Source organism: Streptomyces sp. NPDC048196 (assembly GCF_040652715.1).
GTDB lineage: Bacteria > Actinomycetota > Actinomycetes > Streptomycetales > Streptomycetaceae > Streptomyces > Streptomyces siderophoricus.
In genome coordinates, this window is the sequence record NZ_JBEZMM010000040.1 from 1 (window position 1) to 13,918 (window position 13,918).

11 protein-coding genes are annotated in these 13,918 nt (G+C 74.6%); 1 reads left to right on the forward strand and 10 read right to left on the reverse strand.

The window, feature by feature from the left end:
- Positions 1-96: 96 nt before the first annotated feature.
- The 9 genes from AB0E02_RS29310 to fmt form a co-directional block, all read right to left on the reverse strand.
- A complete protein-coding gene (locus AB0E02_RS29310) occupies positions 97-552 on the reverse strand; it encodes an Lrp/AsnC family transcriptional regulator (protein WP_030412031.1) in 456 nt (151 codons plus the stop codon).
- Positions 553-562: 10 nt separating this feature from the next.
- The gene (locus tag AB0E02_RS29315; protein ID WP_362144544.1) at positions 563-2,044 is read right to left on the reverse strand and encodes an amino acid permease; all 1,482 of its coding nucleotides are present in this window, start codon (positions 2,042-2,044) and stop codon (positions 563-565) included.
- 337 nt (positions 2,045-2,381) lie between these two features.
- On the reverse strand, positions 2,382-3,845 hold the full coding sequence (locus tag AB0E02_RS29320; RefSeq protein WP_310725668.1) for a GuaB1 family IMP dehydrogenase-related protein: 1,464 nt from the start codon (positions 3,843-3,845) through the stop codon (positions 2,382-2,384).
- A gap of 109 nt (positions 3,846-3,954) precedes the next feature.
- Positions 3,955-4,407 (reverse strand): barstar family protein, encoded by a 453-nt coding sequence (locus AB0E02_RS29325; protein WP_362144684.1) that lies wholly within the window; start codon positions 4,405-4,407, stop codon positions 3,955-3,957.
- A gap of 274 nt (positions 4,408-4,681) precedes the next feature.
- Positions 4,682-5,698: a sugar-binding domain-containing protein gene (locus tag AB0E02_RS29330; RefSeq protein WP_030412026.1), complete on the reverse strand. Its 1,017-nt coding sequence runs from the start codon at positions 5,696-5,698 to the stop codon at positions 4,682-4,684.
- 220 nt (positions 5,699-5,918) lie between these two features.
- Positions 5,919-6,602 carry a ribulose-phosphate 3-epimerase gene (rpe, locus tag AB0E02_RS29335; RefSeq protein WP_030412025.1) on the reverse strand — a complete coding sequence of 228 codons (684 nt, stop codon included), beginning with the start codon at positions 6,600-6,602 and terminating at the stop codon, positions 5,919-5,921.
- Positions 6,603-6,690: 88 nt separating this feature from the next.
- A complete protein-coding gene (locus AB0E02_RS29340) occupies positions 6,691-8,127 on the reverse strand; it encodes a transcription antitermination factor NusB (RefSeq protein ID WP_362144549.1) in 1,437 nt (478 codons plus the stop codon).
- Between the two features lie 198 nt (positions 8,128-8,325).
- The gene (locus AB0E02_RS29345) at positions 8,326-9,594 is read right to left on the reverse strand and encodes an aminotransferase class I/II-fold pyridoxal phosphate-dependent enzyme (protein ID WP_362144552.1); all 1,269 of its coding nucleotides are present in this window, start codon (positions 9,592-9,594) and stop codon (positions 8,326-8,328) included.
- Positions 9,595-9,745: 151 nt separating this feature from the next.
- Positions 9,746-10,684 carry a methionyl-tRNA formyltransferase gene (gene fmt / locus AB0E02_RS29350; protein ID WP_362144555.1) on the reverse strand — a complete coding sequence of 313 codons (939 nt, stop codon included), beginning with the start codon at positions 10,682-10,684 and terminating at the stop codon, positions 9,746-9,748.
- 249 nt (positions 10,685-10,933) lie between these two features.
- On the opposite strand from fmt, the gene AB0E02_RS29355 reads away from it, so the two are divergent.
- The gene (locus AB0E02_RS29355; RefSeq protein ID WP_362144557.1) at positions 10,934-11,485 is read left to right on the forward strand and encodes a hypothetical protein; all 552 of its coding nucleotides are present in this window, start codon (positions 10,934-10,936) and stop codon (positions 11,483-11,485) included.
- A 163-nt stretch (positions 11,486-11,648) separates the two neighbouring features.
- Here the strand turns inward: AB0E02_RS29355 and AB0E02_RS29360 are convergent, their stop codons facing one another.
- Positions 11,649-13,790 (reverse strand): primosomal protein N', encoded by a 2,142-nt coding sequence (locus tag AB0E02_RS29360; RefSeq protein ID WP_362144560.1) that lies wholly within the window; start codon positions 13,788-13,790, stop codon positions 11,649-11,651.
- Positions 13,791-13,918: the final 128 nt, after the last annotated feature.

Below are 13,918 nucleotides of genomic sequence, written 5' to 3' on the forward strand. Positions count from 1 at the left end.
AGACTTCGCAATCCACATCGAAACCAGAAGGCCCTCGCCTCTTTCAAGGACCGCTCAAGGCATGTCGCCTGTCACCAACGTCCCGGGACAGCACACCTAGCGGGGCGCGCCCGAGCCGTACCGGCGGAGCAGCGGGGAGAGCACCAGCACGGACTTGGTCCGTTCCACGAACGGCTCGCCCGCGATCCGCTCCAGCACCCGCTCGAAGTGCCGCATGTCGGACGCGAAGACCTGGACCAGGGCGTCCGCCTCACCGGTGACGGTGGAGGCGGACGCCACTTCCGGGTAGCGCGACAGGCCGCGGTGGATCGCCTCGGGCGAGGTGTTCCGGCGGCAGTAGATCTCGATGAACCCCTCGGTCTCCCAGCCGAGCGCGGCCGGGTCCACCCGTACGGTGAAGCCGGTGATCGCGCCGTCGGCCCGCAGCCGGTCCACCCGGCGCTTGACGGCCGGGGCGGACAGCCCGACCTCCTGGCCGATGTCGGCATAGCTGCGGCGGGCGTCCTCGGCGAGGGCGTGGACGATGCGTTCGTCGAGATCGTTCAGTCGCACTGCGGGTGGATCACTTCTCTGACGTGGCCAATCGGGAGCGGCGCAAGCCGTAACCGAAGTAGACCACAAGGCCCACGACCATCCAGACACCGAAGACCACCCAGGTCACCGCCTCCAAGCTGTACATCATCCAGAGGCACAGCAGGAAGCCGATCGCCGGGAACAGCGGGGAGAGCGGCGTGCGGAAGGTGCGCTTCATCTCGGGGCGGGTCCGGCGCAGCACGATCACCGCCACGTTGACCAGCGCGAACGCGAACAGCGTGCCGATGCTGGTGGCGTCGGCCAGCTGGCCCAGCGGGACCGCCGCGGCGAGCACGCCGCAGAACAGCGAGACGATCACGGTGTTGATCCGCGGCACCCCGGTCTTGGCGTGCACCTTGGCGAACGCCTTCGGCACCAGGCCGTCGCGGGACATCGCGAAGAGGATGCGGGTCTGGCCGTAGAGCACGGTCAGCACGACGCTGGCGATGGCGATGACCGCGCCGAACGCGAGCAGCACGGCCCACCAGCTCTGCCCGGTGACCGCCTTCATGATCCCGGCCAGCGCGGCCTCGGAGCCCTTGAACTTCTGCCACGGCATGGCGCCCACGGCGATCGCCGCGACCAGGCAGTACAGCGCGGTGACGATCACCAGCGACAGCATGATCGCGCGGGGCAGGTCGCGCTGCGGGTTCTTGGCCTCCTCGCCGGCCGTCGAGGCGGCGTCGAAGCCGATGTACGAGAAGAACAGGGTGGCACCCGCGGCGCTCACACCGGCCATGCCCATCGGCATGAAGTTGGCGTAGTTGCCGGACTTGATGCCCTGGAAGGCGACGCCGCAGAACAGCAGCAGCGCGGCGATCTTGACCAGCACCATGATGGTGTTGGCCCGGGCGCTCTCCTTGGCACCGCCCAGCAGGAACGCCATGGCCAGCAGCACCACCAGCAGCGCCGGCAGGTTGAAGTAGCCACCGTCGCCGGGCGGCTGGGACAGCGCGTCGGGGAGGGTGAAGCCGAACGTGCCGGCGAGCAGCTCGTTGAGGTACTCGCCCCAGCCCACCGCGACGGCCGCGACCGAGACGCCGTACTCCAGGATCAGACACCAGCCGCAGACCCAGGCGACCAGCTCGCCGAGGGTGGCGTAGGCGTAGGAGTACGAGGAGCCGGAGACCGGGATGGTGCCGGCCAGCTCCGCGTAGGACAGCGCCGAGAACAGCGCGGTGATGCCGGCGATCACGAACGAGATCACGACCGCGGGGCCGGCGGCCGGGACCGCGTTGCCGAGCACCACGAAGATGCCGGTGCCGAGGGTGGCGCCGATGCTGATCATGGTCAGCTGCCAGACGCCCATCGAACGGCGGAGCTCACCGCCCTGCCCCTTGCCGCCCTCGGCGACCAGCCGCTCGACCGGCTTGCGCCGCATCAGCCGGGTGCCGAGGCCGCCGGGGCCGCCGGGAGAGGGCGGCCGGGTGTCGCTGGCCCCTGCGGGCGGGGCTGCGCCGTGCTCCAACACTGGGGAGGCTCCTTCATCGCTGCCTGTCAGGTGACGGCGACCGACGGCGGTCAGGAAACGGGCATGCGAAAACACCCCGTGCGGGAGACCGCCGAGCAGGCGGTCTCCGCCACTCCACGTACTGACGCAGACCTTACGGGGCGCCGCTGAGCTGCCGTAATGCAGGTTCCTTGCGCAACCACGGCTGATCGTTGCGCACCGGCGACCCGTACGGTGGATCGTTGCGCCGTTGCGCCAGGAAACCCCGTAAGACCCCGGAAACGCAAACCGGCCCCGCACCGGGTCGGTGCGGGGCCGGTCAGGCGCTCCCCAGGGCCGTGGGCGGGCCCGTCCTGGGTCAGTTCCAGCTGTCGTGCAGCGGCTTGCCCTCGGCGTAGCCGGCGGCGCTCTGCACGCCGACCACGGCCTTCTCCGCGAACTCCTCCAGCGTGGCCGCGCCCGCGTACGTGCAGGAGCTGCGGACGCCCGCGATGATCGAGTCGATCAGGTCCTCGACGCCCGGCCGGGCCTGGTCGATGAACATCCGGGAGTGCGAGATGCCCTCCTCGAAGAGCGCCTTGCGGGCCCGGTCGTAGGACGACTCCTCGCTCGTCCGGCGCTGCACCGCGCGGGCCGAGGCCATGCCGAAGCTCTCCTTGTACGGACGGCCGTCGGCGGTGTGCTGGAGGTCGCCGGGCGACTCCAGCGTGCCGGCGAACCAGGAGCCGATCATGACGTTGGACGCGCCGGCGGCCAGCGCCATGGCGACGTCGCGCGGGTGCCGCACACCGCCGTCGGCCCAGACGTGCTTGCCGTACTTCTTCGCCTCGGCGGCGCACTCCAGCACCGCGGAGAACTGCGGCCGGCCGACACCGGTCATCATCCGGGTGGTGCACATCGCGCCGGGGCCGACCCCGACCTTGATGATGTCCGCGCCGGCCTCGATCAGATCGCGCACGCCCTCGGCGGCGACGATGTTGCCCGCCACGATCGGGACCTGCGGGTCCAGCGCCCGGACGGCCTTGATCGCGCTGATCATGCTCTCCTGGTGGCCGTGCGCGGTGTCCACGACGAGCGTGTCCACACCGGCCTCCAGCAGCGCCTTGGCCTTGCCGGCCACGTCGCCGTTGATGCCCACCGCGGCCGCGATCCGCAGCTTGCCGTCGGCGTCGGTGGCGGGGGTGTACAGCGTGGCGCGCAGCGCGCCCTTGCGGGTCAGCACGCCGACCAGCATGCCGTCGGCGTCCACCGCCGGCGCGAGCTTGCGGTTGGCGGCGTCGAGGCGGTTGAAGGCCTCCCGCGGGTCGATGTCCGCGTCGAAGACCAGCAGGTCCTTGGTCATGACCTCGGCGACCTGGGTGAAGCGGTCCACCCCGGCCAGGTCGTGCTCGGTGACGATGCCGACCGGGCGGCCGCCCTCGACGACGACGCCCGCGCCGTGCGCCCGCTTGGGCAGCAGCGCCAGGGCGTCCGCGACGGTCGCCACCGGGGACAGCACGATCGGCGTGTCCAGTACCAGATGACGGCGCTTGACCCAGGTCACGACATCGGTGACGACGTCGATCGGAATGTCCTGCGGGATGACGACCAGGCCACCACGGCGGGCGACGGTCTCGGCCATCCGGCGGCCGGCGATCGCCGTCATGTTGGCGACCACGAGGGGGATCGTGGTTCCCGTCCCGTCGGGCGTGGCCAGGTCGACGCCCTGGCGGGAGCCCACGGCGGAGCGGCCGGGCACCATGAACACATCGTCGTAGGTCAGGTCGTAGGGCACCGAAGAACTCTCTTCGAGCGCGCCGTTCTTCGGATTCAGGAATCGCATATAGCCCAGGATACGGGCCCTGACCAGGGCTCATACGATTGTCCTAGCCCCCGCTGGACCATGTGTGCGATCCGCCAAGGGGGCCGCGGAGGGACCGCCCGGCCCGGCCTCAGGGCGCTTCGCGGCGACCCCGGCCCCTGGCCATGATCACCGCCAGTCCGGTGCCGGTGTCGCGCCAGTGGCCCACCGCGTCCGCGAGGACGGACTCCACCACGGCCCAGTCCTCGGGCGCGGCGGCCGCGTAGCCGTGCCAGCCCGTGAGGGCCAGCAGCCGGCCGCGGCCGGCCGGGCACCAGGACAGATCGGTCAGGCAGTCGGCGAGCGCGTCCCAGTTGCGGCCGAACCAGTCGGGCAGCCGCAGCGCGATCGCGCACCGGTCCATGAAGGCGGCCTTGTCCACGACGCCCGCCAGGTCCAGCGCGGCACCGGTCCAGCCGGCGTCCCGCGCGGCGGCCAGCGCCTCGGCCACCGGCCGGTCTGCGGGCCAGGGCAGCACACCGGGCGGCGTCCGCCCGTCGAGCACCGCCGCGAGCGGCCGCGGCACGGCCTCCGGCTCCGTCATCGCAGCACCGCCTCGAAGGTCCGGGGAGAGGCCCGGGGGTACGGGAACGGCCGTCCGGCGGGGGGGGGAGTGCGGCGCGGCGGCCGAACTCCCCTTGCCGGCCGGGCCGGTGGTCCGTCCGGTGCGCACCGGCGGCAGCCCGGCGGGCAGCGCGCCGAGGACGGCGGCGGCACGGCGCGGGACGGGGCGGATCACCATGGGCCGATGCTGTCACAGGCCCGCCCGGGCCGCCCGCCGATGACCGCCGGGTGGTACGGCCGGCCGGCGGCCGGGCTCACTTCCCGTCCGGATCCGCCCGGTCCAGCGCGGGGCGCGGCCCGGGGCCGGTCTCCAGCAGCAGGTGGTCGGCCGCCGCGGTGTCGGTGACCAGGCTCGTCACGAGCCCGGAGCGCAGCACCGCGCCGATCGCCGCGGCCTTGCGCCGGCCGCCCGCGATGGCCACGACCTCCGGGATGCGGCGCAGCCGGTCCGCCTCGACGGTGATGCACCGCTCGCCCAGGTCCCGGCCGATCCGCCGGCCCTCGGCGTCGAAGAGGTGCGCGGACATCTCGGCGGCCGCGCCCAGCGAGGCGTAGTGCTCGCGCTCCTCCTCGGACAGCATGTCGTAGACCGTGGAGACGCCCGGCTCCCAGGAGCCGATGGAGACGCAGGCGACGGTGACCTTGTCGAAGTAGTCGAAGGCGCGGGCGATGCCGGTCTGCCGGCGCAGCGCCTCGGCGGTCGCCGAGTCGGGCAGCAGCATCGGCGCGTAGATCGGGTGCGCCTCGCCCCCGGCGACGTCGGCCGCGCGGCGCACCGCCTCGACCGAGCCGCGGTCGGCGGTGCCCGCGTCGTAGACGCCGGTCAGCTGGACGACGGTGCACGGCGGCAGCCGGTGCAGCGCGGCCGCCATGTGGATGGTCGAACGGCCCCAGGCGAGCCCGAGCACATCGCCTTCGTTGACCAGCTCGCCGAGCAGGTCGGCGGCGACCTCACCGAGGTTCTCGGGGTCGGCGGCGTCGTCGGGCGGGGTCTGGCCGCCGAAGGCGGGGGGAGCGTCCGCGGGGGACTCGACGACCACGGCGTGCCGCAGGCCGTAGCGGGCCCGCAGCGCGTCGGAGCGCTCGGCGTCCAGCTCGGAGGGCACCCGGATCTCGATCCGTACGAGATCACGCTCCAGGGCGGTCTCCAGCACCCGGGCGACCTTGAACCGGCTGACGCCGAACTCCTCCGCGATCTGGATCTTCGACTTGCCCTCGAGATAGAAACGGCGGGCCATGGCCGCGGCCTGCACCAGCTCGGCAGGGCCCATTCCGGACTGTGGGCGGCTGGCTACCACGAAATTCTCCCCTTTTGCGCATCTGATCGAGTCTTTGCTCATCCTTTCAGAAACCCGGCGGCAACGGGGACCTTGACCGCCGCGACCGTCGTGAACGCTCGGTGGCGCCACGGACAATTGGCGGCTCGGCCCCGCCGCGGGACCCTTCCCGTGGCCGGCAACGGCCTTGCCGCCCGTCCCCGTTGGCCGGAATTCAGTGTGCGCAGGCCCAGCCGGCCCCCGCGGTCGCCGCCTCGGCCTTCTCGCGCAGATCCCGCACCGCCTTGGCGGGGTCGTCCGCGCCGTAGACCGCGGAACCGGCCACGAAGACGTCGGCACCGGCCTCCGCGCACCGCTCGATGGTGGCGTCGGAGACGCCGCCGTCCACCTGGAGCCACAGCTCCAGGCCGTGCCGGGAGATCAGCTCACGGGTGCGGCGGATCTTGGGCAGCATGATGTCCAGGAACGCCTGGCCGCCGAAGCCGGGCTCCACGGTCATGATCAGCAGCATGTCGAGCTCGGGGAGCAGGTCCTCGTACGGCTCGATGGGGGTGGCCGGCTTCAGCGCCATCGACGCCCGCGCCCCCTTGGCCCGGATCTCCCGCGCCAGCCGCACCGGCGCGGCGGCCGCCTCGACGTGGAAGGTCACCGAACCGGCCCCGGCCTCGATGTACTGCGGCGCCCAGCGGTCCGGGTCCTCGATCATCAGGTGCAGATCGAGCGGGGTGTCCGTCGCCCTGCTCAACGACTCGACGACCGGCACACCGAGCGTGAGGTTCGGCACGAAGTGGTTGTCCATCACGTCGACGTGCAGCCAGTCGGCGCCCTCGACGGCCTTCGCCTCCTCGGCGAGCCGGGCGAAGTCTGCGGACAGGATGCTGGGGTTGATCAAGGCCATGCCCCCAGTATGGCGCCCCGCTCCACAGCGGACGGAGGCGGGACGGATCGGGGGCAGCTCGGCCCCGGCCCGTCCCGCACGCCCGCCGTCAGCCGGTGCGGCGCAGCAGTGCCAGGTACATCGCGTCGGTGCCGTGCAGATGGGGCCAGAGCTGGACGTCCGGGCCGTCGCCGAGGGCGGGGACGCCGGGCATCAGCGGGCGGGCGTCGACCCATTCGACCGCCACCGCCGGGCCGCCGCGGCCCTTGATGACGTCCTCCACCACGGCCCGGGTCTCGGCCGGGTGCGGCGAGCAGGTCGCATAGCCGACCACGCCGCCCACCCGCACCGCGGCGAGCGCCTGGCGCAGCAGCTCGCGCTGGAGCGGGGCGAAGCCGTCGAGGTCCTCGGGGCGGCGGCGCCAGCGGGCCTCCGGGCGGCGGCGGAGCGCGCCCAGGCCGGTGCACGGGACGTCCATCAGGACCCGGTCGAAGCTGCCGGGGCGCCAGGCCGGGCGGGTGCCGTCGGCGGTGATCACCGCGTACGGGCCGGGGTTGCCTTCCAGGGCCCGGGCGACCAGGCGGGCGCGGTGCGGCTGCTTCTCCGAGGCCAGCAGAGCGGCACCGCGCTCGGCGGCCAGCGCGGCCAGCAGCGCGGCCTTGCCGCCGGGGCCGGCGCAGCCGTCCAGCCAGGCCCGGTCGGGGCCCTCGACGGGCGCGTTCGCCAGTGCCAGGGCGACCAGCTGGCTGCCCTCGTCCTGCACGCCGGCGCGGCCCTCGGCCACCGCGTCCAGCGCACCGGGCTCACCGCCCTCGGCGAGCCGGACCGCGTACGGCGACCAGCGGCCCGGCAGTGCGCCGCGCTCGCCGGCCGCGGCCAGCAGCTCCTCGGCGGTGGCCCGGCCGGGCCGCGCCACCAGCGTCACCTCGGGGCGCTCGTTGTCCGCCTCCAGCAGGTCCTCGATACCGGCCCGGCCGCCGCCGAGGGCGTCCCACAGCGCCGAGACGATCCAGCGGGGGTGCGCGTGCACCAGACCGAGGTGGTCCTCGGGGTCCTCGTCGTAGTCCGGGGCGATCCGCGCCAGCCAGCCGTCCAGGTCGTCCGCCGCGACCTTGCGCAGCACCGCGTTGACGAACTTGGCGCGCCCGTCACCCAGCACCACCCGCGCCAGCTCGACGCTGGCGCTGACCGCGGCGTGGGTGGGGATGCGGGTGCCGAGCAGCTGGTGGGCGCCGAGCGTGAGCACGTCCAGGACCGGGGGGTCGACCTCGCGCAGCGGCCGGTCCACGCAGCGGGCGATGATCGCGTCGTAGGTCCCCTGCCGCCGCAGCGAGCCGTAGACCAACTCGGTGGCCAGCGCCGCGTCCCGGGCGTCGAACTCCCCGCCCTCACGCGCCTTGCGCAACAGCGGCGGCAGGACGAGGTTCGCGTAGGCGTCCCGCTCGTCGACGGCCCGCAGCGCCTCGAAGGCGAGGATCCTGACCGGGTCCTTCTTCGGACGGCGATGCGGCTTGCCGGGACGGTGGCGGGGCTGGGGCTGGCTCACAGAAAAGGTGCTCCGGAGGTACGACATGCGGTCTGGGGGTCCCGGATGAGGGATCCGTCCCAGCCTACGCGGGCCCGGACCACCGCAGTACGCCCGCCTGCGGGGGCCCGGGACCGCGGCGGTACGCCGTCCCCGCGCGGTACGGCTTCCTGCGCGGCCTGCCGCCCTGTGCGGCCCCGCCCCATGCGGCCTGCCGCCCTATGCGGCCTGCCGCTCGTGGCCGACGAGCCGGACGCAGACGGCGAGGCCCTCGATCGCCTGCTCCAGCTCCGCGAGGCCGGGGTAGCTGGGCGCGATCCGGATGACCGCGTCGCGCGGGTCGTCGCCGTACGGGTGGGTGGCGCCGGCCGGGGTGAGCACGATGCCCGCCTCGGCGGCCCGGCGGACGACCTCCTTGGCGCAGCCGTCCGGCACCTCCAGGGTCACGAAGTACCCGCCCTTGGGCGTGGTCCAGGTCGCGAGCCCGGTCCCGCCGAGCTCCTTCGCAAGGATCCGGTCCACCGCCTCGAACTTGGGCCGGAGCAGGGCGCGCTGGCGCTCCATGTGGGCGCGCACCCCGTCGGCGTCGCGCAGGAACATCACGTGCCGCAGCTGGTTGACCTTGTCGGGGCCGATCGACCGCTTGGCGTTGTGGCCGAGCAGCCACGTCACGTTCGCGGGCGAGGAGCCGAAGAAGGCGACACCGGCGCCGGCCGCGGTGATCTTCGAGGTGGAGCCGAAGACGAACGCCCGGTCCGGGTTGCCGGCGTCGGCGCAGGCGGCGAGCAGGTCGGCGATCTCCACCGGCTCGTCGGTGAGGTGGTGCGCGGCGTACGCGTTGTCCCAGAAGATCCGGAAGTCGGGCGCGGCGGTGGACATGGCGGCGAGCCGCGCCACGGTCGCGTCGCTGTAGCTGACGCCGGTCGGGTTGCTGTACTTCGGTACGCACCATATGCCCTTGACCGCGGGGTCCTCGGCGACCAGCCGCTCCACGGTCTCCATGTCCGGGCCCTCGTCGGTCATCGGCACCGGGATCATCTCGATCCCGAAGCGCTCACAGAGCGCGAAGTGCCGGTCGTAGCCGGGCACCGGGCACAGGAACGCGATCCGCTCCTGGTCCGCCCAGCGCGACGTGGCGCCCGGCAGCACGCCCAGCAGGGCGTGCACCAGGCAGTCGTGCATCAGCTCCAGGCTGGAGTTGCCGGCCGCGAGCAGCTGCCCGGCCGGGACCTGGAGCAGCCCGGCGAAGATCTCCCGGAGCTCGGGCAGGCCCTGCAGTCCGCCGTAGTTGCGGACGTCCGTGCCGTCGGCGGAGGTGTACCGTCCGCCGGGCAGGCTCAGCAGGTCGGTGGAGAGGTCGAGCTGTTCCGGTGCCGGCTTGCCGCGGGTGAGGTCGAGCGAGAGCCCCCGTCCGGCGAGTTCCTGGTAGTCCTGGCGGGCCCGCTCGACGAGACCGGCCGGCGCGCCGGGGCTCAGCTCGGTGGTCATGGTGCTTCCTTTCCCAGGGGCCGCGCCGCGGGGGCGGCGCGTCGTTCAGGTGGCGCCGCCGAGGATACAAACCGCCTCGGACGACCGGCCCGGGAATTCCACCCACTGGGATCCGCGGGGCCGCGCGGGGCCGCGCGGGGCCCCGCCGGCGTCAGCCGCCGAGCCGCTCGCCCGCCTCGATGCGTACGCCGCGCGCCCAGTCCGCGGCCTGCATCGGCTTCTTGCCCTGCGGCTGGACCCAGATCAGTTCGACCGGGTGGCTGCCGGTGCCGACGTACACCGCCTTCTTGGTGACGGCGAGTTCGCCGGGTGCCAGGGAGAGTTCGGTGTGGCCCGCGGCGGAGGTGGCGGACATCAGCTTCAGGCGCTCGCCGCGGAAGACCGTCCAGGCGCCGGGTGCGGGCGCGCAGCCGCGGATCACCCGGTCGACCCGCAGGGCCGGCGCCGCCCAGTCCACCTTGGCGTCCTCGACCTCGATCTTCGGCGCGAGGGAGATGCCCTCGGCGGGCTGCGGCACCGGCGTCAGGGTGCCGTCCTCGATGCCGTCCATGGTCGCGACGAGCAGGCCGGAGCCGGCGAACGCGAGCCGGGTGAGCAGATCGCCGCTGGTGTCGGTCGGCCGGACGTCCTCGGTCAACACCCCGTAGACCGGGCCGGAGTCGAGCCCCTCCTCGATCTGGAAGGTCGAGGCGCCGGTGACCTCGTCGCCGGCCAGCACCGCGTGCTGCACCGGTGCCGCGCCGCGCCAGGCCGGCAGCAGCGAGAAGTGCAGATTCACCCACCCCTTGGCGGGAATGTCGAGCGCCACCTTGGGCAGCAGGGCGCCGTAGGCGACCACCGGGCAGCAGTCCGGGGCGATCTCCCGCAGCCGGGCCAGGAAGTCCGCGTCCCGCGGCCGGGCGGGCTTGAGCACCTCGATGCCGGCCTCCTCCGCACGCTCCGCGACCGGGCTGGCGACCAGCTTCCGGCCGCGTCCCGCGGGCGCGTCGGGCCTGGTCACGACGGCCACGACCTCGTGCCGGTCGGAGGCGATCAGGGCATCGAGGGAGGGGACGGCGACCTCGGGGGTGCCGGCGAAGACAAGCCTCATGGGTGGCGGACTACCTCTCACACGCAGCGGAACGACGCACCAGTCTAGGGGGCTTGCCCTGCGCCGGGAGCGCCGCTTCCGGGGGCGTACGACATTTCCCGCGCCTCGCACGGAAGCTCGTACGCCCCCATACCGTGACCAGAGCCACTCCTGTCGCGTTGGTCAAACAGCATTGACCCGAACCGGGCCGCCGAGGCGGCCCGATCGTCTTCCTCTTCCTCATTCCACGCCGGTTCGAGAGGCTTGCTCATGGCCGACCACGCAACCCACGACGCCCAGGCCCGCGCCAGCCTGCATCTCCTGGTGCGGGACATCGAGCGGGTCCGCCGACAGGTGGACGCACTGCGCACGCTGACCGCTCAGCTGGGCAACGTCTACCGGCCGCGGCGCACGGGTCCGTCCGCGGGCTTCGTCGTCTACGGACGCGCGCCCGCGCCGACCGTGCGCCTTGCCCAGGAGCTGCGGGACAGCGTCGAGACGCTCGTCACGGCCGCGGTCGACTTCGACCGTTCGCTGGGGTTCTCGTGGGACGCGGTGGGCTCGGCGCTCGGCGTCACCAAGCAGGCGGTGCACCGCCGTTACGGTGCCCGCCGGGCCGCCGCCCAGCCCGCCGCGGACGGCGCCGCCGAGCCCGCGGTGCGTACGCCGGAGTCCGCCGCGACCCGCGCGGTGAGCGTGAGCACCGGGCTGTCCGGCGCACCGTCCGTGCCCGCCGCCCGCTCCATGCCCGGCCCGTCCTCCGCGGTCGCCCGCGAAGAGCCGACCCGGCCGGGCGCCTTCCCCGGCCCGCGCAACGGCTGACCCCTCCCCCACGCCGGTCACCCGGCACCCTCGCCAGCGCCCCGGGACCGCCCGCCGACCTCGGTCCCGGGGCGGCGTCATGCCCACCTCCGCGCCCCGCCGCGGGCCCCAGCACCCACTCGGCGCAGCCACGAACCCCCAACTCCCGTGCCACGCCCCGCGATCACCCCAGGTCCGGCGGATCGATCCGGACCCGCACCGCCGCCCCCTCCCGCTTCACCAGCCTGGCCGCCTGCGCCGCCTTCAGCGCCGCGGCGAGCGCCGCGCCCCGCCCCGGCCGGACCCGGACCAGCGCCCGCTCCCACTGCTCACCGGGCTGCGGATCACCCGGCCGGCGCGGCCGCCCGGGGTCCGGCACCGGAAGCGGAACGGGCCCCAACACCTCGGCGTCCGGCGGGAGTTCGGCCGCCCGCAGCAGCTCGGCGACGTCCTCGGGCCGGCCGGTCACCGAGGCCATCCGGGACACCGGCGGGAACCCCAGCTCGGCCCGCTCGGCCAGCTCGCGCAGCGCGTGCCCGGCCGGGTCCCAGCGCACCAGCGCCTGCACCGGCCGCAGCGTCGGCTCCGCGATGACCGCGACCGTGCCGCCCTCCGACTGGCCGCGCACCAGCGCCGCGGCGCCCAGCCAGCGCCGCAGCGCCTCCTCCCCCGCCCGCAGGTCCGCCCGCCCGAGCAGCGCCCAGCCGTCGAGCAGCAACGCGGCCGCATAGCCGCCGCCTTCGGCGACCGGCTCGGCCCCGGGGGTGGAGACGACGAGGGCGGGGCGGTCCGGGACCGAGTCCAGGACGTGGTCCCGGCCGGAGGTGCGCACCGGCACCTCCGGGAAGGCCCGGCCCAGCTCCTCGGCCGTACGGTGCGCGCCGAAGACCCGCGCCCGCAGCCGGGCGCCGCCGCACTCGGTGCAGTGCCAGTCCGGTGCCTCCGTGCCGCACCAACTGCAGCACAGCGCGGTGTCGTTGCTGCGCGCCTCCAGCGGGCCGGCGCAAGTCCGGCAGCGGGCCGGCTCCCGGCACCGTTCACAGGCCAGCCGGGGGACGTAGCCCCGGCGGGGCACCTGCACCAGCACCGGGCCGCGGGCCAGCCCGGCGCGGGCCGTCTGCCAGGCGAGCGTCGGCAGCCGGGCCACCCGCGCCGCCTCGTCGCGCGCGGCCTGCATGTCGTCGACGGTACGGACCAACGGGGCGGCCGCGCGCAGCTGTTCGCGGGTCGCCTCCAGCGGCCGGGCCCAGCCGTTCTCGACGAGCTGGGTGGCCTCGACCGTGCGGGCCAGGTCGCCGACCAGGCAGGCGGCCTTCTCGTGCACCGCGCGGAGCAGGAGGACGTCCCGGGCGTGCGGATGCGGGGCGTTGGTGTCGCTGTGGCTGGAGTTGCCGTCGTCCCAGATGGCGACGAGGCCGAGGTCGGCCACCGGGGCGTACATCGCGGCGCGGGTGCCGATGACGGCCCGGACCGCGCCGCGGCGTATGGCCAGCCAGCGGCGGTACCGCTCCTCGGGGCCCGAATCGGCCACCAGGAGCGTGTGCAGCCCCGGCCCCACCAGCTCGGTCAGCGCCGCGTCCACCCGCGCCGCCGCCCGTCCGTCGGGCATCACGACCAGCGCGCCGCGGCCGGACGCCAGGGTCGCCGCGACCGCAGCGGCCAGCTCCCCGGGCCACCTCGGTCCCGGGAGCGCGGTCCACACGGCGCGCGGCGCACCGCCGCGCGCGAGGGCGTCCAGGAACGCCGGGCCGTCCGGATAGCGCGCCCAGCTGCCCGGGGCGGGCGGCCCGGGCGGGGGCGGCGGTTCGGGGAAGCGCTCCGCCTCCGCCTTGGCGTGCCGCGGTGGAACGGCCAACTGGAGGACGTCGGCGAGCGAACCGGCATACCGGTCCGCGACCGCCCGGCACAGCGCCAGCAGCTCCGGGCCGAGCACCGGCTCGGGCGAGACGACCTGGGCGAGCGCGGCCAGCGGGCCGCGGTAGTCGGACTCCGCGACCCGCTCGACCAGAAAGCCGTCGAGCAGCCCGCCGCCCTCGCGCCGGCCCTCGCGCACCCGGCCGGCCCCCGCGCCGAACCGCACCCGCACCCGGACGCCGGGCCGGGCCTCGGCGTCCATGGCGGCGGGGACGGCGTAGTCCCACAGCTTGTCGAGATGGACCGGGCCCTTGTCGACCAGGACCCGGGCCACGGGGAGGGCATCGGCGAGCTGCGCGCCCCGCCACGTCCGCGGCTTGGCGCGCTCCGCCCTGGTCTCCCGGACGGTGTCCCTGATGAGGGCCAGCTGTTCGCCCCGCTCCCCCGGATCCCGCCCGTTCTCACTGCTCACAGCACCAGTCTTAGCAGACGGCACCGACAACGGCCGCGGGCCGGAGCGCGGGCGCGGGCGGAGGCCCCAGAACGCCGCCGGCCCCGTACCGCGGGGCGGTACGGGGCCGGGGCCGGGACGGTGCGCTG